Below are 22,199 nucleotides of genomic sequence, written 5' to 3'. Positions count from 1 at the left end.
AACAAACTATGTTGAATCAATTATCACCCCACCACTACCATACCGTGTTGGTGTGGTATTTGGTTCAACACTCCCTATCCAGCTTTCACAAAATTCTGAAACATTTTGGAAGTTGTGAACAAGCAACACAAAGCCACCGATTCTCTGAGTGGTATCAACTCGGTTTACATGCAAACCATCTAAAACGCTTAGAAGAATTTCAAAGCACACAAGGTCAAAAACAATTTGAACATATAGTTCAACTGATTTTGAAGCACTGTGACTTTATCCTGACGCCACACGATATTGACTATCCCAAACAACTCATACCTTATGCAGATCATCCACCCATATTATTTGGTCAAGGTCATCTTCAAGCTTTACTGCAACCGCAAATTGCATTAGTGGGGAGCCGCAAACCTAGTCCACATGGTCGCCAAGTGGCTTATGATTTTGCTTATTACCTTAGTGAGAAAGGATTTTATATTACCAGTGGTCTTGCACATGGGATTGATGAAGCTGCTCATCGCGGTGGCTTAGCACATCATCGAAGTATCGCTGTCACAGGTACTGGGTTAGATACCGTTTATCCCACTCAAAATAAACCATTGGCACAACAAATTGCTCAATCAGGTGCCATCATCACAGAGTTTCTTCCTACGACACTCCCATTACAACAACATTTTCCACGACGAAATCGGATTGTTAGTGGCTTAAGTTTAGGTGTCTTAGTGGTTGAAGCAGCACTAAAAAGTGGATCTTTGATTACGGCGAATGAAGCAGCCAATCAAGGTAAAATGGTATTTGCTATCCCTGGTCATATTTACAGTGAATACCATCAAGGCTGTCATCAACTTATTCGTGAAGGGGCTGTTTTGGTCGATCATCCTGAACAGATTATTGAAGATTTAGCATTACCTACACATTGGCAGACCCAACAACACACTAAAGATGCTGTAGAACAGCACTCAACACTTCCACCACATTTGATTAGCTTGTATCAGAATTTAGATTGGATTGGACAGGATTTAGATTTACTCAGCCAACGCTATCCAGCACCAATCTCTGAAATCACATCTCAATTAATGGAATTAGAGTTACTAGGTTTGTGCATACAACAAGGTGGTCGCTATTTACGTTGTCGTCCAATCCATTAAACTATAGCCAATCTTTTCTGTTAGTACCTACCTAGACATGATTACAAACTCGATTGCTGAAGCCGCTGATTGTCTAAAACAAGGACAAGTCCTCGCCTATCCAACAGAAGCCGTTTGGGGTTTGGGCTGTGATCCTTTTAATCAACAAGCATTTCAAGACATTCTTGAGTTAAAACATCGTCCAGTTGAAAAAGGCGTGATTTTATTAGCTGGGCATCTAGAACAAGTAGAACATCTACTACAGAACCTAGAGTCCAACCTCCGCAACCAAGTGATTGCCAGTTGGTCAAATCGTCAAGAGACCGAACGTGCCACAACATGGCTACTTCCAGCCGACCAACACATCCCGACTTGGATTAAAGGTCAACACCCTTTGGTTGCTGTTCGTGTAACAACACATCCTTTGTGCGTAGAGCTATGTGATTCATTTGGTGGATTTATCGTATCGACAAGCGCAAATCCCGCAGGCTTAACTCCAGCAAAAAGTTTAGAAGAAGCACAAGATTATTTTGGCTCATCTCTGCATTATCTAGATGGTAAATTAGGCTTGAGCCAAGAACCAAGTCGTATTCTCAATGCGTTAACAGGTGAAGTGATTCGCGCTTAATTACATGAATAGCAGATAAAAAAAAGCTCAGTTATATAGGGATAACTGAGCATAAAAAGGATGTGTATCATCACATCCAGAGGGTTCGCAAATTTGGTAAGCAACTCATTCATTCTAAAACGAATCATCTTGCTGTGTTGAGTATTATGGATCAATCATTCATCTTATACAAATATATTATTTATCTAACAAAAAAAGTGAAAAGCGTACCTTTTTTGTCAGTTTTAAAGATCCAATAAAAATATATTTTTATTTTTATTGATCTTTTTCAGAATCACAAATGAGGCACTCTTTTAAAATATATTTGTAAATCATATAGAAAGAATAAACAGTTAATAAAAAAATTACGTTCGTTTGTTGCTCTTTTAAGCAAAACCATCTCATTTATGCGCAACTAAGTCGCCGTTTCCAACTGTGATTGAACAACTTTTTTTGTCTTTTTTTGGGCCAAAATAATCCCTATGAGAATCATTATGCCGCCAACCGAGTGATAAATTGTCCATTGTTCAGCTAACCAAACACTGGCTATCACTGCCGTAAATACAGGCATAAGATTCATAAAAATACTGGTTCGATTTGGGCCAATCGCTTGTACTGCCATCATCCATAACAAGGGAGCAATCAAAGATGGAAACATACCAGCATAAAGCACACTCATGGCATTCTCTGCATCAATCGCATCCAAGCCTAAATATAATAAAAATGGGACGTGATATAACAATGCAAACCCTATTTGTACATATAGACTGGTCATCAAGGGTAACTGGACTTGCCATTTTTTGAGAAACACCCCATAAAATGCATAGAATCCTACAGCAATCACCATGACAGCATCTCCCCAATGCCCACCTTGAGCAAACAAACTAGAAAGCTGACCTTGGCTCATCACATAGATCAATCCAGCAAAGGACAATAAACTACCAAAGATCGCAAAACGATTAGGTTTATCCTTTAAAATCAAATATGAAATAAATATAGTAAAAATGGGAACAAATGCATTGACGATGCCCATATTGGTCGCCGTCGTATAATGTGCCGCGGTATATGATAGACCTTGATATAACACCATACCAAAAGCACTTAACACAGCTAAACGTCCAATCAAAGGTCGAATCAAAGCACGTTGTTGCCAAACTTTGGGTAACATGAATGGCGTCAGGATAATAAAAGCGACAAACCACCGATAAAAACTAATACTGGCAGGTGAAATATAATCTGCAACATAACGAGTCACCGCAATGTTCAATGACCAAATGAAAACAGCAATGAGAGGTAAGATAAACACCCATTTTTGATATTTGCTTAGCAGACCCATCCACTTTCCCGCATTTTCTAAGTAATGCGAATATTCTGAAAGATGTCTAAATCAATTTAAATATCGTATTTCAGACATTTATATCGCTGTTTAGACATCAAATTTAGAATAAGTCCCAGCTACGCATTGCGTGTTCAACCACCTTATGCAATTGTTGAACCGTTGCACCATCTCGTGCTTGCACAGTCAATCCTTGTAAGACTGTCGCATAGAAATCTGCTATCTCTTGTAGAGAGGCAGAATGGGCAATGTCACCATTTTCTACACCCTGTTTTAAACGCTCAAGCATTTTCTGTTTGGTCTTCAGACGCCTTTCAAGAATAGTATGCTGCACTGTCTGCGCATGATCAGAACAATTCATGGTAGCAACGACAAGCATACAACCTGTAGGTTTATTGGGTTGAACCAAACGTTGTACATTGTCATAAAGAAATAATTCAAATGCGACTTTGGCAGTTTTCGCCTCTAAGAAAATCGCTTCAATTGGACATGCTTCATGAGCCAAATAGTAGTCGATACACTTATAAAAAAGTCCCACCTTATCACCAAAGCTACTGTATAAACTTGGTGCAGTTAACCCTAAAGCTTGAGTTAAATCACTCATCGATGTCGCTTCAAAGCCATGTTCCCAAAACAATAGCATGGCTTTTTGTAAGGCTTGTTGTTCATCAAAACACTTTGGGCGACCACGTTTCTTTTTAAAGCTATTATCACAAGGCATTAGGTGAGATTCATGCGTATCTTTCATAAAAGCCACAGATATTTTCATAACGATCATTATTAAATTAATTGACGCATCTATTTTTATTTTATAACGATCGTTATAAAAATTTAACCAGTATTCGAAATTTTATTGTTATGCATCTAACAATAAAAGAATTTTATATGGAAAACTCTTACTCTCCCGAATCTAGTGGCGCATCATCAACGAAAAATCAAGGGAGTTGGTATGCGATTCTCGCAGTCGCGATCGGCGCTTTTGCACTTGTGACCAGTGAATTTCTCCCTGTAGGTGTACTCAACAGTGTTGCAGCTGATTTGAATATTTCTATTGGCACAGCGGGTTTGATTATCACTCTACCAGGCGTCATGGCAGCATTTGCAGCCCCCCTTCTCCCGATATCAGTGAAACAACTAGATCGTCGTTATGTCTTAATTCTACTGACTGCGATCATGGTGATAGCAAATACCATTACTGCATTTGCTGAGAGTTTTAATATCCTCTTACTGAGTCGGTTAGTATTAGGAATTGCAATTGGAGGCTTTTGGGCAACAGCAATTGCTTTGAGTGGCAAACTTGCTCCTGCTCATTTGCCCATCGCTAAGGCAACCGCAGTCGTCATGGCAGGTGTAACCTTTGCAACGGTATTAGGCGTTCCTATCGGCACATGGCTCAGCGAGTTCTACGGATGGCGTAGCGCATTTGGAATAACGGCAGCAATTGGCTTAATAGTCCTCTTATTACAAATCATCTTCTTACCCAAATTAAATCCTGAATCCGCTATTCACCTGCGTGATCTTCCTGCGCTGTTAAGAATACCCAAAGCACGTAGTGGCATGTTGATTGTACTCTTGATTGGTTTAGCACATTTCTGTGCCTATAGTTATTTAGCCCCTTTCTTTAAAAATATTGCAGGTTTTGATGGCAACACCATCAGTTCTCTATTGTTACTTTATGGAATTGCTGGTGTATTTGGGAATGCATTCGCAGGTTATAGTGGCAATTTAAATGTTCGCTATACACTTGCTTTTGTGGGTTTCTGCTTTGCAGTTGTGTTCTTTGGCTTCCCAATATTTGCAGTGCATGAACTGGGTGCTGTCATCCTCACCGCACTTTGGGGTTTTGCCTTTGGAGCTTTTCCAACTTCCGCGAATATTTGGATGTTTGTTCATGCACCCAATGCTGTTGAAAAAGGAATGCCTCTATTTGTTGGCATGTTCCAGGTCTTGATTGCTGTTGGCTCATTATTAGGCGGTTATGTCGTTGATCACTTTAATGAAAATATCTTAATTTATGGTGTAATTAGCTTTGTGGCTTTAGCCTTGATTAGCATTTTTACTTTAGCCAAAGGCTTAAATAATCCAAAAGTCACTTGTGAAAATTAAAAGTTGAGAATCCAAATGAAGTTTGACGGTACCCAACAATTTCCATTATTAACAGGTATAGAGGTGCATGAATTTCTCTATCAAAAGAATGACGTTGTTAGTCCTCACTCTTCACTTTGGGGTGACTTTAATTTTAGTTTAAATGGAACACTAGAGTTTGATATTGAAGGAAAATATTACTTATCACCGCCAAGCTATGGGCTATGGCTACCACCACGCACAGAACACCAATCACTGCCTGTTGAACATGAAATTCATTATATTTGCATCCGACTTCATCCTCGTTTCGGAAATGCATTAGGCGATGTCTGCCGCTGTTTTAGTATTCAACCTTTTTTTCGCGCCTTGGTCATTCAAATTCTAGAGCAACAAAAGCAAAATCCTGCGCCTGAATATCTTGAACATTTATTACAAGTGTTATTCGATCAACTAAAGCAAGCCCCAGCATATACACATTATTTGCCGCAAAGCACGCATCCAACCTTAGCTCCGATCCTCGATCAACTTGCGAATCCTGAATTATTTCATATGAGCCTACAACAGATCTTACAGCACTTTACATTCAGTGAACGTCATCTGTTTCGCCTCAGCCAACAAGAGTTACAGCTATCTTTAGCAGAATGGCGCAATCGAGCTAAGATCATCTATGCGATCAATCAAATTCGCCAAGGGATGACCATTAAACAACTTGCGTTTTCTCTAGGTTATCAACACAGCTCAAGTTTTATCGAATTTTTTAAGCGCTATACAGGACAAACACCTATTCAACTCAAAAATGCATCTACCTAATTCAGCTTTCTTCTTTTGCTCATTATTTGTATTGATTACTATGAATAAGATTGCACTCTGATAAATAAGCAGTTAAAACAAACAAGTCTTGTCACAACAACAAACTAGGACGTATTCCATGAGCCAATCGGTTTATCACATTCCTGTTAAGGATATCAAAGGTCAGGAAGTCGACCTTGAACAATACCAAGGTAAAGTACTTTTAATCGTCAATGTCGCATCTAAATGCGGCTTAACTCCCCAATATGAAGGTTTGGAAAAACTGTACCAAGCGAAGAAAGATCAAGGTTTAGAAATCTTAGGTTTTCCAGCAAATAACTTCTTAGAGCAAGAACCTGGCAGTAATGATGAAATTCAGCAATTTTGTTCATTGAATTATGATGTTCATTTCCCTTTATTTGCAAAAATCTCCGTTGCTGGCGATGACAAACATCCACTCTATCAAACACTAACTCAAGCAATCCCTGAACGTATTGGTGAAGGTCCTTGGTGGAAAGATTTAGTTGATTATGGTTTAACGCCAAACAATCCGCCTGAAGTTTTATGGAATTTTGAAAAATTCTTGGTAAATAAAAATGGTGAAATTGTGGCGCGTTTTGCACCAGATATTACAGCGGATGATGAACGCATCGTAAATGCAATTGAAGCTGAATTAGCAAAATAAAATAAAAAATTAATAAAGAGAATAGTTTAACTATTCTCTTTATTAAAATAAATATTATAATTTTTTTACTTTAATTTTAATATTTACATAAATGTTGGAACGACATGTCTAAATTTCTTAATACAAGTGCAACTAATTTTTATCTAGAAGAATTAATTAAAAATGCAAAAGAACGCCTTATTCTAATTAGCCCTTTTTTAAAACTAAATGATCGTATAAAGGAACTTCTTGAAGATAAAAATCGTCTTAAAATTGATATTCGTATAATTTATGGCAAAAGTGATTTACATCCTGATGAAATCAAATGGATGCAAAAACTTGATTATGTAAGGGTGAGTTTCTGTAAGAACCTTCATGCTAAATGTTACATCAATGAATCAACTTGTATAATTTCCAGTCTAAACTTATATGAGTTTAGCCAAGTGAATAATAATGAGATGGGGATTTTGATTGAAAAAGATCATGATGAATCGGTGTTTAAAGATGCTTATGAAGAAGCCCAACGCATTATTCGAATCAGCGATGAAGTTAGAATTTCTCTTGATGAGGTGAGAGATACAGAAATAAGCCAAGAAAATAGTGAACAAGATGATTTTAGCAAATTAACAACTTCGAAACTTGCTGCCAAACATAAACTGAAAACAAATGAGCTTTTAGAAAAATTTGTAGCTAAAGGCTTTCTCATAATTAATGATAAAGGTAGGCACCAATTAACAGATGAAGGGAAAAATATTGGTGGTTAATTTAAATTTAATAGCTACGGTGGTTATTTCCTCTGGCTTGCTGATATGAGTATTTAAATTCTTGAGCTCAAGTATCTTTATTAGAAATACTTGAGCTTTTAGAGAATGAGAATACTAATTACATGATCTTAGTAATATCAAATCTCATAACTCATTTTGATGGGTTGTATCTGATACGATGGCATAGAAACTGAAGTATTAGCTTTCTGCTTGCTTAGATTTGGAAAATCATGCCCCATTTGAGTCATCTTTTTATATTGATCTAATACAGTATTTAATTGATTAAGACGTTGCTTCAACTCAATCGACATAAACTGATCTGATTGTGCTAATGCCACCCAACCTGCTTGAACTTTGCGTTTGGGATTGTCATGTGTCAATTGTTGCTGCATCCATTCATACAACTTTACCGCTCGATGATGCGCTTCAAACTTATAGGCAAACAACAAAGTAGAAAGAGACAACTCAGGTATCTGTCCCATCAGCTTCATTTCAATTTGTCTGAGTTGGTAAGCATATAAATCAATCCGATACTTGAGTAGGTCGTGAGTAAACCATTCCGCAAAATCAATCAACAAATCCATGACTTGGTTTCTTTGCGCAATGATTTGTTGTTTCTCATGAGCCGATTTGGTTTGTTCTTTATTCTGAACACGCCAAGTTCGATAAATCGCTAGTCCCCCAACAAAAAAAGCACCGATCGAACCTGAGACAATCCCACCGATTGCTGCTCCTAAAGCCAAACCATTTTTCATAGTAGAGTTAGACGATTTGTATTGCAGAAAAGGGCGTACTGTTTGTCTAGTTTGTACTTTATTAAAATTACGATAGACAGCAAAACCAGTATTCATTAAAGGGATTGGTAAAAAATTCTCACGTCCAACGACTTGCTGTAAGCTTTGCTGAGCAGTGCGTTGGACCGACTCATAACTAAGTGCTAAATCAGCAAAAACCGATGGGTATTTTTCTTGCAAATGAGCCAGTTCAATATTCACAATGATTGCAATATGTGGATAGCTCTGCGCAAATTTTTCGACTTTTTCAGTATCAAGCGTGCATTTAACCTGCATCGGTGTACCATCCACAATAAGGTCAAATCCAGCTAAATGTGAATGCTCTACAAACTCAATGCTATGTCCCTGCTGACTCAAGTTATATGCTACTTGTTGTTTAGCCAAATAAGATGAAATCTGCTGCATAGCAGCATCATGATTATAATCAGGCGCTGGAATCTGTTTTAAATTATAAAATGCTTCTGGATCACCCTTTGAAGCAGTGACAAGCGCATCTAAAACCAAAGGGTTTATATGAAAATAATTCCAAATAAATCCTAAGCTATGATTTGCAGCGTTAATCCCACTAACAAATTTTAAATCTCGCCCAGTTAATATTTTCTGTAGTGCTGCATTTGCTGCTTTATGGCGATCTAAATGCATAACAACCTCTTGGTTATTGAGCAATTTAGGTGCTTGTTCAATTCTATTTTTATAATAAGGTACAACAAACTCATCAGCCGATAGCCAATGATTTAAAGAGTATCCAACGAACTTTAGCTTATGCTGAAGATGTATAAATGGTTTTGGAGATTGCACAATATGCGAGTTGAGATTCTCAGGCAATAATAAGCCTACAGCTCGTCGTGTCAGTTCATCGTGTAGTTTTTGCTGTTGAATCTGATCAAGATTTCCTAGTCGATCCAAAGCCTCAACGATATCACCATGACCATGTTCATTCGAATAATGATTACGATTTAACAGACTTTGAATGTAATCGTAGTGAATATCTTCATGCTGTGTAGGTTGTTGCTGGAAGACACGATCATAGATTTCTATAGCTGCATGCCAATTTTCCAAACGCACATACAACTTCGCAAGATTCAATTTGATTTCAACAATATCGTATTCATCACACAATTGTTTCAAAACACTCAGTTTTAATTCACCGTCTTTGCACTCTGATAACTGCAACAAAATCGTTTGAATTTCATTTGAGCTAAATTTTTCTTCTGAATATTGCAAACGAAATGCTAAACACTGCTCTAGCCATGCATTTTTTTGTGCATGGAACTTATAAACAGGAATAAAGGTCTCTGTAATTAATTGAATTAAACGTAAAGCACAATGAATATCTTCTTTGGTGGAATGACGAAAATTCCAAATCTTGGGTAAAGTAAGATTAAATATTTGTGTGTAAATATTTGCAGTTAAATCAGGTTGGGTGAGCGTTACCAGCTTCAATTGGTCTTTGACAGATAAATGATGCCCTTGTTGTTCGATGCGATCTAAACGCAACTTTAAGACATTACTCGGTAACATATACTTCCTAATTGAATTTTTATAAGATCTATTCGTTATTGCAAATATAGAAAAATCAGCAAGCTCTTACTTCCGATCACTATTGTTAAGCGAGTTGCTAGATTGTTAAATATATCCTTAATTTATGCTTCACGCACAGATTACCAAATAAAAAAAGTTTAAATAAACTAAGCATTATTTTCTTATATCTTTAAGAATATCTATTCTTGATCGTATTGCTACTGAACCTTTTTATAAAGGCAATTGTGATAATTGTCAGATTCATAAAGCCAATCCAAATAAAAAAGCCACCTGACGGTGGCTTTTTCAATCTTAAATCTGCAATTACATTGCACGATTCTTGATTTTACGGATCGTTTCAAGCTGAGCAGCTGTTTCAGCCAACGCAGCAAGTGCAGCAGCAGAATCCAAATCACTCTTTTGATTTGCTAGCAATTGTTCAGCTTGTTTACGAGCTTCCATAATTGCAGCTTCATCCAAGTTGTCTGCACGGATTGCACTATCTGCAAGTACCGTAACAACATGAGGTTGAACTTCTAACACACCGCCAGATACGTAAACAATTTCTTCCGTACCATTTTCCAACTGAACACGAATCGGTCCAGGTTGGAGTAAAGTTACAAGTGGTGCATGTCCAGGTAAAATACCTAACTCACCACCCGCACCTTTTGCGATTAACATCGTAACTTGTCCAGAGTAAATAGACTCTTTAACACTTACGACATCACATTGCATAGTCGCCATGAGATGATCTCCTTAAATTAGAGTTTCTCAGCTTTAGCAATCACTTCGTCAATACCACCAACCATATAGAACGCTTGTTCTGGGATGTGATCGTATTCACCAGCTAATAGACCTTTAAAGCCACGAATAGTTTCTTTAAGCGGTACTAATTTACCAGGAGCACCAGTAAATACTTCAGCTACGTGGAATGGTTGAGAGAAGAAACGTTGGATTTTACGCGCACGGTAAACAACCAATTTATCTTCTTCAGCTAATTCATCCATACCCAAGATTGCGATAATGTCTTTAAGCTCTTTATAACGTTGCAATACGTTCTGTACAGAACGTGCAATTTCATAATGCTCTTGACCAACAACCAATGGATCTAACTGACGTGAAGTTGAGTCAAGTGGATCGATCGCTGGATAAATACCAGAAGATGCGATGTCACGGCTCAATACTACTGTTGCATCTAAGTGAGCAAACGTTGTTGCAGGTGATGGGTCAGTCAAGTCATCCGCAGGTACGTATACAGCTTGGATCGATGTGATCGAACCAGACTTAGTAGACGTAATACGCTCTTGAAGAACACCCATTTCTTCTGCAAGTGTCGGTTGGTAACCTACTGCAGATGGCATACGACCTAACAATGCTGATACTTCAGTACCCGCAAGTGTATAACGGTAGATGTTGTCGACGAATAATAATACGTCACGACCTTTACCATTTTCGTCTTTTTCATCACGGAAGTATTCAGCCATAGTCAAACCAGTTAACGCTACGCGTAAACGGTTACCTGGTGGCTCGTTCATCTGACCGTAGACCATTGCTACTTTGTCAAGAACGTTAGAATCTTTCATTTCGTGATAGAAGTCGTTACCTTCACGAGTACGCTCACCAACACCAGCAAACACAGATAAACCTGAGTGTGCTTTCGCGATGTTGTTGATCAACTCCATCATGTTAACGGTTTTACCAACACCCGCACCACCGAATAAACCAACTTTACCACCTTTCGCGAACGGGCAAAGTAAGTCAATTACTTTAATACCAGTTTCTAAAAGATCAGTAGAAGCTGCTTGTTCAGCATAAGAAGGTGCTTGACGGTGAATCGGCAAACGTTCTTCAGTCGCTACAGGACCTGCTTCATCGATAGGGCGACCCAATACGTCCATGATACGACCAAGCGTAGCAGGACCCACTGGAACAGAAATCGGTGCATTTGTGCTAGTTACATTAAGGCCACGTTTAAGACCTTCTGTAGAACCCATTGCGATGGTACGAACAACACCATCGCCAAGCTGTTGCTGAACTTCTAAAGTAGTTTCAGTACCGTCAACTTGGAGAGCGTCATAGATCTTAGGAACGCTATTGCGCTCAAACTCGACGTCGATAACCGCGCCGATGATCTGAATGATACGACCGCTACTCATTGCTGTCTCCTCAATTCAAACTTAATAATGTTAAACGGCAGCGGCACCGCCAACGATCTCGGAAATTTCCTGAGTAATCGCGGCTTGACGCAGCTTGTTGTAAATGAGTTGTAGGTCTTTAATCAATTGGCCTGCGTTGTCTGTCGCTGCTTTCATTGCGACCATACGAGCAGACTGCTCACATGCAACGTTTTCAATCACACCTTGATAAACCATAGACTCGATGTAGCGAACCAACAAACCATTTAACAATTCTTCTGCTTCTGGTTCGTAGATATAGTCCCAACCATAAGTACGGTTGAGATCATCGCCTGCTTGCGCTGGTGCTAAAGGAACAAGTTGTTCTACTTTAGGCTGTTGAGTCATCGCATTGACGAAACCATTTGAAACGAGATAGATACGATCTAATTCGCCTTTATCAAATGCATCAAGCATAACTTGTACAGAGCCAGTTAACTGTTCCAAACTCGGCGCGTCGCCAAGTTGGGTCGTTGCACCAAGCACTTTACCGCCGTAATTCTTAAAAAACGAAACCGCTTTTTGACCAATCAAAGCAAATTCAACTTCAATTGACTGCTCTTGTTGTGCTTTTACATGCTGCACAACTTTCTTGAACAAGTTAATGTTCAAGCCACCTGCCAAGCCACGATCTGAAGACACCACGATATAGCCAACGCGCTTAACAGGGCGATCAACCATATAACGGTGTTTATATTCAGGATTTGCTTGAACTAAGTGAGCAATTACACGGCGCATATTATCGGCATACGGACGGCCTTGAGCCATGCGCTCTTGCGCACGACGCATTTTAGAAGCAGCTACCATTTGCATCGCGCGAGTAATTTTCTGCGTGCTTTTGATACTAGCTACTTTGGCGCGAATTTCTTTTAAATTTGCCATACGCTTAACCTAGTATTCGAAAGCTCTTTCGAGCTTCCGAAGGTTGATCCGTGAACCAAACTTAACTAAAGATAAACTTAGTAAGTTTGAGTCGCTTTGAAGCTCTCAATACCTGCTTTGAATGCTGCTTCGATGTCTTTGTTATAATCACCAGTTTCATCGATCTGTTGCATTAACGCAGCATGTTCTGAACGGAAGTAAGCAATTAACGCAGCATCAAAGTCTACGATTTTCTTCACTTCAACGTCAGCCATGTAGCCTTCGTTAGATGCATAAACAGATACAGCTTGATCAGCAATTGAGTAAGGAGCATATTGTTTCTGCTTCATTAACTCAGTTACACGTTGACCATGCTCAAGTTGCTTACGAGTTGCTTCATCAAGATCTGAAGCGAACTGAGCAAACGCAGCCAATTCACGGTATTGTGCTAAAGCAGTACGGATACCACCAGACAATTTTTTGATGATCTTAGTTTGAGCAGAACCACCAACACGCGATACAGAGATACCCGCGTTCACTGCAGGACGAATACCTGCGTTGAATAATGATGTTTCTAAGAAGATCTGACCGTCAGTAATCGAAATTACGTTCGTTGGTACGAATGCAGATACGTCACCCGCTTGAGTTTCAATGATCGGTAACGCAGTTAAAGAACCAGTTTGACCAGTTACTGCACCGTTCGTGAACTTCTCAACATAGTCAGCTGAAACGCGCGAAGCACGCTCAAGAAGACGTGAGTGAAGATAGAATACGTCACCTGGATACGCTTCACGACCTGGTGGACGACGTAATAACAATGAAATTTGACGGTAAGCAACAGCTTGCTTAGACAAATCATCATAAATAATTAACGCATCTTCACCGCGGTCACGGAAGTATTCACCCATTGTACAGCCTGAGTACGGAGCTAAATACTGCATAGCTGCAGGATCAGCTGCCGCAGCTGCGACAACAGTTGTATACGCCATAGCGCCAGTTTCTTCTAGCTTACGTACAACGTTTGCAATTGTTGATTGTTTTTGACCAATCGCAACGTATACACATTTAATGCCAGAGTTTTTCTGAGCGATGATCGCATCGATCGCCATTGCTGTTTTACCAGTTTGACGGTCACCAATGATCAACTCACGCTGACCACGACCTACAGGGATCATGGTATCAACTGATTTATAACCAGTTTGAACAGGTTCGTCGACAGATTGACGCCAAATTACACCTGGTGCTACTTTTTCAACAGCATCAGTTAGTTTTGCATCAATAGGGCCTTTACCATCAATTGGGTTACCCAAAGCGTCTACGACACGGCCAAGAAGTTCAGGACCTACCGGAACTTCTAATACACGACCTGTACAACGAGCTTTTTGACCTTCTTGAAGGCTTAGGTAGTTACCTAAAACAACGGCACCCACTGAATCCTGTTCTAGGTTCAGTGCCATACCAAATAAGCCGCCGTCGAATTCGATCATTTCACCGTACATTGCATCCGCAAGACCGTGAATACGCACGATACCGTCAGATACCATGACGATGGTACCTTCATTCTTAGCGGTCGCGCTGGTGTCCAGATCGCCGATACGCTGTTTAATGAGCGCACTGATCTCGGATGGATTCAGTTGTTGCATTGCGCTATTCCTCAATCTTTTTTAAGTTCAGTCTTTTTGCTGTTACGCAAGAAGACGAGTCCGCATTTTTTCAAGCTTGTTAAGCGCAGAGTCATCTATCACTTGGTCGCCTGCACGAATCACAACACCTGCGATTAACGCTGGATTAACGCTAACAGTCACATGTACAGTTCTGTTAAAACGTTTTTCAAGCGCATGAGCTAAAATATGCTCTTGTGTCGCATCCATTGGAAAAGCAGATTCAATCTCCACCTCCAACGTGTTGTTGTTCTGCGATTTAAGTAATTCGTATTCTGCAGCAATTTCAGGCAATAAAACTAAACGATCGTTATCTGCAAGAAGTGTCAAAAAGTTAGACACTGATTGAGATTGATCTTCACCTAAAACTTTCGCAAAAAGACCTACTTGTTCCGCAGGAGTCAGCTCAGGGCGATTTAAATAAGCGGAAAATGCTTCGTCTTGCACCGCAGCACTGAGCAGTTGTAACGCATTTGACCAAGCGTCAGTTGCATTCTGCTCAGATGCATAAGCAAATGCTGCTTTGGCGTACGGGCGTGCTAACGTCAAGAGTTCAGCCATATTTCGCCTCGCTTATAGTTTAGCAGCCAGCTGAGTCAGCATGGCATTATGAGCTTCTGCGTCAACTTGTTGGTTCAGAATTTTTTCTGCGCCAGCAACTGCCAAAGCAGCAACTTGTTGACGTAATTCTTCGCGAGCAGCATTGATGTCTTGATCAACAGTTTCTTTCGCCTGTTGACGAATACGCTCACCTTCAGCCGCAGCCTGGGTACGCGCTTCTTCTACCAATTGTGCTGCACGACGGTTCGCTTGTTCGATCAATTGAGCCGCTTGTGCTTTCGCTGCATCTAACTCTGCCTTAACTTGTGCTTGCGCATCAGCAAGGTCAGCTTTAGCTTTTTCAGCAGCGTTTAAGCCATCAGCGATTTTACGCTGACGCTCACTAATCGCATTGATTAGTGGTGGCCAAACAAACTTCATGCAGAATGCGACGAACATCGCAAATGCAATTGCTTGACCAATCAATGTGAGGTTGATATTCATTTCGCTATTCCTCAATATGTGGATTTAGGAATTAAGCTATTAACCTACAAATGGATTAGCGAAGATGAAGAACAAGCCAATACCAACACCGATCATAGGCACAGCATCAAGAAGACCCGCGATTAAGAACATACGAGTTTGAAGTTGTGGAGCCAATTCTGGTTGACGAGCAACAGCTTCTAAGAAGCGACCACCTAAAAGACCAAAACCAATCGCAGTACCTAAAGCACCGAAAGCGATCAAGATAGCAGATGCAATTGCAACTAGACCTAAAGTGAGTTCCATGAAAAATTCCTCAGAGGTTAGGTTATTACCAAATTAAACTAAAATTTAAGCCCAACCATCAGGTGATAGTTAGGCAATACCATTAATGCTTTTCGCTTGCCATGCTCAAGTAAACGATGGTCAGCATCATAAAGATAAATGCTTGCAGCGTGATTACAAGAATGTGGAAGATAGCCCAAGGCACAGATAACGCCCACTGGATCCAGAACGGTAATAACGCGATTAAGATGAAGATTAACTCACCTGCATACATGTTACCGAACAGTCGTAGAGCCAACGAAACTGGACGAGCAAGGAAAGTTACTAATTCCAAAATCAAGTTCACTGGAATCAATAACGCTTTTGCAACTGGGTTACTTGGATTAAACGGGTTAAGTGCCAACTCGCCAACGAATCCTCCAACACCTTTTTCACGGATGCTGTAGAACAAGATCAACACAAATACCGACAATGACATACCTAAAGTAATGTTCGGGTCAGTAGATGGAACAACCTTGAAATAAACGTGGTGAGGGTCCATACCAAATACACTTGCACCAATCTGTTGAGCTAGATAAGGAATCCAGTCTACAGGAATCAAGTCCATTGCGTTCATGAGGAAAATCCACACGAAAATGGTCAATGAAAGTGGAGCAATTAAACGTGATTTGCCGTGGAAAGTATCACGAACACTTGAGTCAACAAACTCAATGATCATCTCGATCGCTGATTGGAATTTAGTTGGTACACCTGCATTCGCAGCTTTCGCAACTGTCCAGAACAACAAACAGAAAATAACACCAAGTCCGATAGACCAACCCATTGAATCCAAGTGAATTGCAGTGAACCCCATCGATTGAGCTTCTTCAGCAGTCTCAGCCAATTTCCATGTACCATCAGGCATTTTGCCATAGGTCATATTGGTCAAGTGATGCTTGATATACTCGGTCGAAGTCAGGGCATGTTCTTCAGCAGCCATAAATCACACCTGGTCAATGTCAATCATTAAAAAGAAGTTAAACGAACCATGCGTACTGCAATAATCTCGTTTTTACTTCCAAAAATCTCAAAATGTGCTTTATCCACGTTTTTGTAGACGCGACGCCCAAAACGGCGCGACCCACGACATCGCTTGTACGAGGATAAATCCACTAAACAATGCAACCGGTGACAGCGGTTTAACATTGCTTAAAATTAATATAAAACCAACGATCACAATCGCAAACTTCCCAAGCATGCCTCGATACATGTTTAGCATGACTTGTTTTGATGCTCTGGCACCTGTCGTTCTGAACGACTGCCAAGCAAAATAACAGTGTGCTAACCAACAGACCAAAGCTCCAAGCGCAGCACTTAAAGCAGCAGTTGTATCTTTAATCAGCCAAGCCAATAAAGCTGCCACTGGAATCATACACGCTTGTAAGAAGACCAAAGCTTTTGCTAATCGTCGGTCAATCATGCGACTAGTTCGGCTCATTTTTTACCCACTTACAGCGTAACTGCTTGACAAGTTTTATTGATGATCGTTTCGAATCGCAGGCATTATAGAGTTACACCCCTGAACATGCAATCTTTTCTCGACTTAAGTCTGTTTTTTTCGTTACCATATTTTCTGACGATAGAGTCAACTCAATTAATTTTTTTTCATCATTTTTGCGCACTTAATACGCACTTATCGGTTTTTGAAGCCAATTTTTTCCAAGCAACCACAAAATCATCCTCCCCTCTCATGCTTTCATCTACCGATTCAAAGATGATGGGATTCAGCTTCTGATATTGGCTTGAACTTGCTGAAGTTTCAGCCAATAGGCACATTTTTGACTTTGGTCGACTATCTTTTAAGTACTTTATTTGTGCAGCTGTAGGCGCAATATGCGGATCATCAGTTAATGCTCCAGCAAACTTCAAATTCAGCGCCCGCTCTAAATATTGATAGGCATCATGATAAGACCAATATGGTTTTGCCTTATTAGTACTCTCGTATATTTGCGAAGCCTGTAGCACTTGTTGTGCAAAGTTTTTTGCATTTGACATATATTTATTTTTATTTTCTGGATTTTGCTGTGATCGCAAAGTCGCAATAAAGAAAGCAATACGAACTGCATTATTTGGTTCCAACCAAACATGACTATCCATCGTATTCGCTAAAGCTGCTCCACGTAAACTACGCTGAGGAAGTATCGTTAAAATTCCTGAGTCCAATAAAGCAATCGCTTTTCGATTTTGACCTAAGAGCTTTTCTAAAGGTGCTTCATGTGCCTTGCCTAGCCATATCACTAAAGAGGCATCCTGAATCGCTTTGCGGTGAGCAGGTGTCAATTGAACATCATGTCCAGTTTGATCATTTAAAAGTAATACAGGTTCTTCAATTCCTTGTGTTACTTCCTTAGCGATCAAATAAATTGGATGTGTCGAAACCACTAAACTTTGAGTCCACCCCCATGTACTAAACATTGAAAAGAAAACAAAGATTAAAAGGCGTGACATTACAGTAGTACTCAACTTAGCGAAGCATGTTATAATATAACAAAAGTTAAAAATTGCATATGTCTATTTTCTACCCCCTTTGTCACCATAATCATCAAGATCACGATATAGATAGTTATAGATCATTTGCATGTTATGATATGTGCAAAACAATGAGGTCAAGTTATGAGTTCTTGTTCACATGAACATGATAATGCTTTGCACGGTGTCCACGGTCATCACGATATTAAAGCAAGAATTGCGGAAGCAGAGCTTTTATGTACTGCGGTTGGCGCACGACTAACACCTTTACGCAAAGAAGTTCTTGAACTCATTCTAAATGCCTCAGCCCCTATGGGCGCCTATGATCTGCTGGCAAAAATAAAAGGTCAAGCTGATCGCCCTGCTGCACCACCGACGGTGTATCGAACATTAGATTTCCTGCTAGAGAAAGGTTTAATCCATCGTTTAACCTCAATCAATGCTTACATCCCTTGCTGCCATCCACGTGAAGGACATCAAGCTGCTTTTTTGATTTGTACAGAATGCCACTCTGTAAAAGAAGCATCTGCTCAAGGCTTAATTCAACAGTTAGATCAATTGGCGGCATCTGATCAATTTATCGCGCAACACAGCATTATTGAAATCTCTGGAAAATGTCATCAGTGCAGCACTCGTCAATAAGCCCTTCATTGATTGAACTTGAAAATATTTCGGTTCGACGAGATGAACGAGACATCCTTAGAAATGTTAATTTTGCTTTACAAGCAAAAGAAATCGTCACATTAATAGGTCCGAATGGCGCTGGTAAGTCTACGTTGATCAAAGTATTGCTTGGCATCATGCAACCCAACGCGGGCAAAGTCACTTTTGCTAAAAAGCTAAAAATGGCATATGTCCCACAAAAATTTAATCCGTCTAGCAGCCTACCCTTACGTGTCCAAGACTTACTTGATCTAGAAGCATGTGCAAGTGATCTTCGCAAAGAAATTATTCAGGACACTGGGATTTCAAAACTACAATTATCTAAAGTTCAGCAGTTATCTGGAGGAGAACGTCAGCGTGTTCTCCTTGCTCGCGCCTTATTACGTCAACCTGATATTTTAGTTCTTGACGAACCCATGCAGGGTTTAGACATCCAATCAGAAGCCGAACTGTATGAATACGTACGTAGTTTGCCAGAGCGTTATGGTTGTGCTGTTTTAATGGTTTCTCACGATTTACAGTGGGTTATGCAAGGTACGCATCGTGTAGTTTGTCTCAATAAGCACATTTGTTGTAGCGGACTACCTGAAAGCATTCAACAGCATCCTGAGTATCAAGCAATTTTTGGAACTCAACGCATGTTTTATCAGCATCACCACAATCATTGTGGGCATAGCGATCATGTTGAACCCTGTACGCATGACCCTCGTCCACATATCCACCCAGAACCAAAGGTCTAAGCGATGATGGAATGGTTAGAGTTACTGTTACCTGCTTGGATCATGGGGACATTACTAGTATTTCTCACAGCACCTTTAGGCTGTCTGATGCTTTGGCGCAGGATGTCATTTTTTGCAGACACTATGGCGCATGGCACATTACTCGGTGTTGCTATAGCAGGAATGCTTCAACTGCCTTTTTGGTTAGGTGTTGGTTGTTTAGCAGGACTCTTAGTCGCTATTTTATGGGTTCTACATGATTCAAGATTGCCAAATGATGCCTTATTGGCATTGTGTTCAGCGACATTACTGTGCTCAGGCCTACTTCTAATACAGCATTTACCAAGTTTAAGACCTGAACTATTAAGCTATTTATTTGGCGATCTGTTGAGTATCGAATGGGCTGATTTACCTTTATTTGCGATTGTTATCGCTGCAGCATTGGTTGTTCTTTATCGCTCATGGTCCGCACAAATTCAGATTTCTATTGATCCTGACATTGCGATCAGTGAAGGCGTGAATGCTAAATGGCAACGTCTAGTTTTTATGTTGCTTCTCGCTTTATTTACCGTGTTGGCACTTCGCGCAGTAGGCTCTCTACTGATGGGTGCTTTGCTGGTCATTCCCGCATTGAGTGCTCGCTTACTGGCTCACTCCCCTAAACAAATGGTGATTTGGGCATTTATGCTTGCTCAATTTGGAGTGACCGTTGGATTATGGTCAAGTGCAGCATTGAATATTGCTACAGGATTAAGCATCGTTTTGTGTATGGCACTGACATTCGCAGCTATTTTTGCAACACAAAAATTTAAATCTCTTAGCGTGTCTTCAGCAAAAGATTAACTCGTTTGCTGAATTGCACTCAACAATGCAGCTGCACAACCAAACATCACCGCAAAACTTCGATTTAAATATTTTTGCTGTCGAGGTGAACGCAGTAATCTCAAGATTTTTGATGCAAGTCCTGTATATGCCGCCATCACCATCAAATCAATCACGACCATTGTAATCGCCATGATCACATATTGTATCCACTGCGGTTGGTTTAAATCTAAAAATTGCGGGAGTACAGCCAACAAAAAAACGATAGCTTTAGGATTACTCATGTTGACGATAAATCCTTTAAACACTAGTACTAAAGCAGGTGTGTTTTTCTGCTCGGTTTGAATATCAATATTTTGAGCTGGGGCAGTCCACTGAACATAAGCTAAGTATAATAAATAAATGACCCCAAACCATTTCACCACCTGAAACGCCCACGGTGTCGTCGCAAAAAGAACTCCCACCCCTGCGGCTACAATCATAATTTGAATAATCAAAGCCAGCTGCAAGCCAATCGCATTCCAATAGCCATGCTTAAAGCCATAGTTTAAACCACTCGACATTGAAGCGATCGCCCCCGCCCCTGGAGAAAGACTAATCACCCAGCATGCCAACATAAAGGCGAACCAAACATGGAAACTCATATATAAAAGAGATAAATAAAAGTGGAATTATACTGTTTTATTGCTGAAATTTTCTGCTAATTCATGAGGTAAAAAAGAATAAATAAACTATTAAACAGTTATATCATCAGGCACAATATTGTTTTTTGCTGTATTAAAAAATAATTAAGGAGATTTTAATGACTGCTCAATCTGTAATTCTTCCACTACCTTCAGATCATGCACGCTTTATCGTGCTTCGCTTAAAAGATCTTACAATTTCTGAATTAAAACAACAGATTGAAGCTCTCCTGTCAACTCGCGACCGCCTCATCACCCAACATCCAAATGATCAAATTAAAACTGCTGTGGCGTTTGGTCCTGAGTTGTGGGCACAACTCAGCACTGAAACACCAGAAGGTTTTAAACAACTCGACCCTCAAAGTGGCGCATTTAATATGCCTGTTGTACCAGCAGATGTATTTATTCATATTGCAAGTGCACGTGCTGATATTTGCTTCTCAATCAGTCAAGCTTTCTTTGCAGGTATTCAAGACAAAGTAGAAGTCTTGGATGAACGCCATTGCTTTAGATTTTTTGATGGACGTGATATGACAGGGTTTATTGACGGCACTGAAAACCCTCAATTTCCTGACGATCGTGCTGAAGCCGCGCTGCTACCTGAGCAAGCAGGCAAATTTGCGGATGGAAGTTTTATTTTTGCTCAACGTTATGTCCACGACTTAGCGAAATGGCAACAACTCAAAGTCGATACGCAAGAGCAAGTATTTGGTCGTACCAAATTAGAGTCAATTGAACTTGATGATGATATCAAACCTGAAAACTCTCATGTTGCACGCACAGTCGTGGAGGACGATGAGGGTGAAGAAATGGAAATCCTCCGTCACAGCTTGCCATATGGTGATGGCAAAGGTGAACAAGGTTTATTTTTCGTCGCCTATACCAATGATCTAAATATTATTGATGCAATGTTACAGCGTATGTTCGGAACTGCTGGTGATGGCATTCATGATCGCCTATTACATTTCACTACAGCAGTTGATGGTGCCTATTACTTTGCGCCTAGTGATGAACTTCTAGAGGAAATATTGGCAGCATAAAAAAAGGAGCGTTACGCCACTGCTGTCCCACAAATATCACAAGAAGAACCTCAATTGAGGTTCTTCTTGTTTTCGCCATTTTTTA

The 22,199-nt window shown here is 40.0% G+C and carries 24 protein-coding genes; 10 read left to right on the top strand and 14 right to left on the bottom strand.

All coding sequences use genetic code 11. The annotated features are described in order from the left end of the window. Positions 1 to 8: 8 nt before the first annotated feature. Both dprA and tsaC read left to right on the top strand, forming a co-directional pair. Entirely contained in the window at positions 9 to 1,136 is a 1,128-nt protein-coding gene (gene dprA, locus A2003_RS03085; protein WP_199956056.1) for a DNA-processing protein DprA, read from the top strand. A 37-nt stretch (positions 1,137 to 1,173) separates the two neighbouring features. Continuing rightward, positions 1,174 to 1,743, top strand: coding sequence for an L-threonylcarbamoyladenylate synthase type 1 TsaC (gene tsaC / locus A2003_RS03080; RefSeq protein WP_004967050.1), 570 nt, complete (start codon positions 1,174 to 1,176; stop codon positions 1,741 to 1,743). 394 nt (positions 1,744 to 2,137) lie between these two features. On the opposite strand, the gene A2003_RS03075 is transcribed toward tsaC, so the two are convergent. Then, the gene (locus A2003_RS03075) at positions 2,138 to 3,058 is read right to left on the bottom strand and encodes a DMT family transporter (RefSeq protein WP_004905522.1); all 921 of its coding nucleotides are present in this window, start codon (positions 3,056 to 3,058) and stop codon (positions 2,138 to 2,140) included. A 103-nt stretch (positions 3,059 to 3,161) separates the two neighbouring features. After that, entirely contained in the window at positions 3,162 to 3,827 is a 666-nt protein-coding gene (locus A2003_RS03070; RefSeq protein ID WP_004967048.1) for a TetR/AcrR family transcriptional regulator, read from the bottom strand. Positions 3,828 to 3,943: 116 nt separating this feature from the next. Between A2003_RS03070 and A2003_RS03065 the strand changes: the two genes are divergently transcribed. The 4 genes from A2003_RS03065 to A2003_RS03050 all read left to right on the top strand — a co-directional run bounded on the left by A2003_RS03065 (position 3,944) and on the right by A2003_RS03050 (position 7,360). Then, entirely contained in the window at positions 3,944 to 5,164 is a 1,221-nt protein-coding gene (locus tag A2003_RS03065) for an MFS transporter (RefSeq protein WP_112986696.1), read from the top strand. Positions 5,165 to 5,179: 15 nt separating this feature from the next. Beyond that, on the top strand, positions 5,180 to 5,953 hold the full coding sequence (locus A2003_RS03060; protein WP_004967045.1) for an AraC family transcriptional regulator: 774 nt from the start codon (positions 5,180 to 5,182) through the stop codon (positions 5,951 to 5,953). A 118-nt stretch (positions 5,954 to 6,071) separates the two neighbouring features. Then, positions 6,072 to 6,617 (top strand): glutathione peroxidase, encoded by a 546-nt coding sequence (locus A2003_RS03055; protein ID WP_004956561.1) that lies wholly within the window; start codon positions 6,072 to 6,074, stop codon positions 6,615 to 6,617. A gap of 104 nt (positions 6,618 to 6,721) precedes the next feature. After that, complete coding sequence (locus A2003_RS03050; RefSeq protein WP_286686781.1) at positions 6,722 to 7,360, top strand: phospholipase D family protein; 639 nt, start codon at positions 6,722 to 6,724, stop codon at positions 7,358 to 7,360. Between the two features lie 137 nt (positions 7,361 to 7,497). Here A2003_RS03050 and A2003_RS03045 read toward each other — a convergent pair whose 3' ends face one another. The 11 genes from A2003_RS03045 to A2003_RS02995 all read right to left on the bottom strand — a co-directional run bounded on the left by A2003_RS03045 (position 7,498) and on the right by A2003_RS02995 (position 18,166). Further along, on the bottom strand, positions 7,498 to 9,675 hold the full coding sequence (locus tag A2003_RS03045; protein ID WP_112987356.1) for a hypothetical protein: 2,178 nt from the start codon (positions 9,673 to 9,675) through the stop codon (positions 7,498 to 7,500). A 324-nt stretch (positions 9,676 to 9,999) separates the two neighbouring features. Next, positions 10,000 to 10,419, bottom strand: a complete 420-nt coding sequence (locus A2003_RS03040; protein WP_004905537.1) for a F0F1 ATP synthase subunit epsilon — start codon at positions 10,417 to 10,419, stop codon at positions 10,000 to 10,002. 17 nt (positions 10,420 to 10,436) lie between these two features. After that, positions 10,437 to 11,831: a F0F1 ATP synthase subunit beta gene (gene atpD, locus A2003_RS03035; RefSeq protein ID WP_004798063.1), complete on the bottom strand. Its 1,395-nt coding sequence runs from the start codon at positions 11,829 to 11,831 to the stop codon at positions 10,437 to 10,439. Between the two features lie 30 nt (positions 11,832 to 11,861). Then, a complete protein-coding gene (gene atpG / locus A2003_RS03030) occupies positions 11,862 to 12,731 on the bottom strand; it encodes a F0F1 ATP synthase subunit gamma (protein ID WP_004905540.1) in 870 nt (289 codons plus the stop codon). 77 nt (positions 12,732 to 12,808) lie between these two features. Then, positions 12,809 to 14,353 (bottom strand): F0F1 ATP synthase subunit alpha, encoded by a 1,545-nt coding sequence (atpA, locus tag A2003_RS03025; protein ID WP_004777723.1) that lies wholly within the window; start codon positions 14,351 to 14,353, stop codon positions 12,809 to 12,811. A 42-nt stretch (positions 14,354 to 14,395) separates the two neighbouring features. Continuing rightward, positions 14,396 to 14,932: a F0F1 ATP synthase subunit delta gene (locus tag A2003_RS03020; protein ID WP_004905545.1), complete on the bottom strand. Its 537-nt coding sequence runs from the start codon at positions 14,930 to 14,932 to the stop codon at positions 14,396 to 14,398. Positions 14,933 to 14,944: 12 nt separating this feature from the next. Then, entirely contained in the window at positions 14,945 to 15,415 is a 471-nt protein-coding gene (locus A2003_RS03015) for a F0F1 ATP synthase subunit B (RefSeq protein ID WP_004905548.1), read from the bottom strand. Positions 15,416 to 15,454: 39 nt separating this feature from the next. Beyond that, on the bottom strand, positions 15,455 to 15,700 hold the full coding sequence (gene atpE / locus A2003_RS03010; RefSeq protein WP_000424060.1) for a F0F1 ATP synthase subunit C: 246 nt from the start codon (positions 15,698 to 15,700) through the stop codon (positions 15,455 to 15,457). Positions 15,701 to 15,782: 82 nt separating this feature from the next. Then, positions 15,783 to 16,658 carry a F0F1 ATP synthase subunit A gene (atpB, locus tag A2003_RS03005; protein WP_004905552.1) on the bottom strand — a complete coding sequence of 292 codons (876 nt, stop codon included), beginning with the start codon at positions 16,656 to 16,658 and terminating at the stop codon, positions 15,783 to 15,785. A gap of 99 nt (positions 16,659 to 16,757) precedes the next feature. Beyond that, entirely contained in the window at positions 16,758 to 17,156 is a 399-nt protein-coding gene (locus tag A2003_RS03000; protein WP_112987355.1) for an ATP synthase subunit I, read from the bottom strand. A 170-nt stretch (positions 17,157 to 17,326) separates the two neighbouring features. Next, complete coding sequence (locus A2003_RS02995) at positions 17,327 to 18,166, bottom strand: metal ABC transporter substrate-binding protein (protein WP_112987354.1); 840 nt, start codon at positions 18,164 to 18,166, stop codon at positions 17,327 to 17,329. A gap of 165 nt (positions 18,167 to 18,331) precedes the next feature. On the opposite strand from A2003_RS02995, the gene A2003_RS02990 reads away from it, so the two are divergent. Genes A2003_RS02990 through znuB form a run of 3 tightly spaced genes read left to right on the top strand, consistent with a single transcriptional unit; the run spans position 18,332 to position 20,412 of the window. Next, a complete protein-coding gene (locus A2003_RS02990) occupies positions 18,332 to 18,829 on the top strand; it encodes a transcriptional repressor (RefSeq protein ID WP_004905556.1) in 498 nt (165 codons plus the stop codon). Next, on the top strand, positions 18,802 to 19,590 hold the full coding sequence (gene znuC, locus A2003_RS02985) for a zinc ABC transporter ATP-binding protein ZnuC (protein ID WP_004956570.1): 789 nt from the start codon (positions 18,802 to 18,804) through the stop codon (positions 19,588 to 19,590). The genes A2003_RS02990 and znuC overlap by 28 nt, the downstream gene beginning before the upstream one ends. A gap of 3 nt (positions 19,591 to 19,593) precedes the next feature. After that, the gene (gene znuB / locus A2003_RS02980) at positions 19,594 to 20,412 is read left to right on the top strand and encodes a zinc ABC transporter permease subunit ZnuB (RefSeq protein WP_004905559.1); all 819 of its coding nucleotides are present in this window, start codon (positions 19,594 to 19,596) and stop codon (positions 20,410 to 20,412) included. Here the strand turns inward: znuB and A2003_RS02975 are convergent. Next, the gene (locus A2003_RS02975) at positions 20,409 to 21,035 is read right to left on the bottom strand and encodes a LysE family transporter (protein ID WP_004956574.1); all 627 of its coding nucleotides are present in this window, start codon (positions 21,033 to 21,035) and stop codon (positions 20,409 to 20,411) included. The two genes, znuB and A2003_RS02975, sit on opposite strands and share 4 nt — an antisense overlap. A gap of 158 nt (positions 21,036 to 21,193) precedes the next feature. Between A2003_RS02975 and A2003_RS02970 the strand changes: the two genes are divergently transcribed. Next, positions 21,194 to 22,114 carry a Dyp-type peroxidase gene (locus tag A2003_RS02970; protein ID WP_112987353.1) on the top strand — a complete coding sequence of 307 codons (921 nt, stop codon included), beginning with the start codon at positions 21,194 to 21,196 and terminating at the stop codon, positions 22,112 to 22,114. The last annotated feature ends 85 nt before the right edge of the window (positions 22,115 to 22,199 follow it).

The sequence above is a fragment of the Acinetobacter sp. GWC1_38_13 genome (genome assembly GCF_001767535.1).
Taxonomy (GTDB): domain Bacteria; phylum Pseudomonadota; class Gammaproteobacteria; order Pseudomonadales; family Moraxellaceae; genus Acinetobacter; species Acinetobacter junii.
This window is presented reverse-complemented; position numbering and strand designations above follow the sequence as displayed.

Coding starts and splice junctions, on each gene's coding strand:
- A2003_RS02975 (WP_004956574.1), bottom strand. CDS start 21,035: ATGAGTTTCCATGTTTGGTTCGCCTTTATGTTGGCATGCTGGGTGATT.
- A2003_RS03050 (WP_286686781.1), top strand. CDS start 6,722: ATGTCTAAATTTCTTAATACAAGTGCAACTAATTTTTATCTAGAAGAA.
- A2003_RS03070 (WP_004967048.1), bottom strand. CDS start 3,827: ATGAAAATATCTGTGGCTTTTATGAAAGATACGCATGAATCTCACCTA.
- A2003_RS03020 (WP_004905545.1), bottom strand. CDS start 14,932: ATGGCTGAACTCTTGACGTTAGCACGCCCGTACGCCAAAGCAGCATTT.
- A2003_RS02970 (WP_112987353.1), top strand. CDS start 21,194: ATGACTGCTCAATCTGTAATTCTTCCACTACCTTCAGATCATGCACGC.
- A2003_RS03040 (WP_004905537.1), bottom strand. CDS start 10,419: ATGGCGACTATGCAATGTGATGTCGTAAGTGTTAAAGAGTCTATTTAC.
- znuC (WP_004956570.1), top strand. CDS start 18,802: ATGTCATCAGTGCAGCACTCGTCAATAAGCCCTTCATTGATTGAACTT.
- atpE (WP_000424060.1), bottom strand. CDS start 15,700: ATGGAACTCACTTTAGGTCTAGTTGCAATTGCATCTGCTATCTTGATC.
- A2003_RS02995 (WP_112987354.1), bottom strand. CDS start 18,166: ATGTCACGCCTTTTAATCTTTGTTTTCTTTTCAATGTTTAGTACATGG.
- A2003_RS02990 (WP_004905556.1), top strand. CDS start 18,332: ATGAGTTCTTGTTCACATGAACATGATAATGCTTTGCACGGTGTCCAC.
- A2003_RS03065 (WP_112986696.1), top strand. CDS start 3,944: ATGGAAAACTCTTACTCTCCCGAATCTAGTGGCGCATCATCAACGAAA.
- znuB (WP_004905559.1), top strand. CDS start 19,594: ATGATGGAATGGTTAGAGTTACTGTTACCTGCTTGGATCATGGGGACA.
- A2003_RS03000 (WP_112987355.1), bottom strand. CDS start 17,156: ATGAGCCGAACTAGTCGCATGATTGACCGACGATTAGCAAAAGCTTTG.
- A2003_RS03075 (WP_004905522.1), bottom strand. CDS start 3,058: ATGGGTCTGCTAAGCAAATATCAAAAATGGGTGTTTATCTTACCTCTC.
- A2003_RS03015 (WP_004905548.1), bottom strand. CDS start 15,415: ATGAATATCAACCTCACATTGATTGGTCAAGCAATTGCATTTGCGATG.
- A2003_RS03055 (WP_004956561.1), top strand. CDS start 6,072: ATGAGCCAATCGGTTTATCACATTCCTGTTAAGGATATCAAAGGTCAG.
- A2003_RS03045 (WP_112987356.1), bottom strand. CDS start 9,675: ATGTTACCGAGTAATGTCTTAAAGTTGCGTTTAGATCGCATCGAACAA.
- atpA (WP_004777723.1), bottom strand. CDS start 14,353: ATGCAACAACTGAATCCATCCGAGATCAGTGCGCTCATTAAACAGCGT.
- tsaC (WP_004967050.1), top strand. CDS start 1,174: ATGATTACAAACTCGATTGCTGAAGCCGCTGATTGTCTAAAACAAGGA.
- atpG (WP_004905540.1), bottom strand. CDS start 12,731: ATGGCAAATTTAAAAGAAATTCGCGCCAAAGTAGCTAGTATCAAAAGC.
- atpD (WP_004798063.1), bottom strand. CDS start 11,831: ATGAGTAGCGGTCGTATCATTCAGATCATCGGCGCGGTTATCGACGTC.
- atpB (WP_004905552.1), bottom strand. CDS start 16,658: ATGGCTGCTGAAGAACATGCCCTGACTTCGACCGAGTATATCAAGCAT.
- dprA (WP_199956056.1), top strand. CDS start 9: ATGTTGAATCAATTATCACCCCACCACTACCATACCGTGTTGGTGTGG.
- A2003_RS03060 (WP_004967045.1), top strand. CDS start 5,180: ATGAAGTTTGACGGTACCCAACAATTTCCATTATTAACAGGTATAGAG.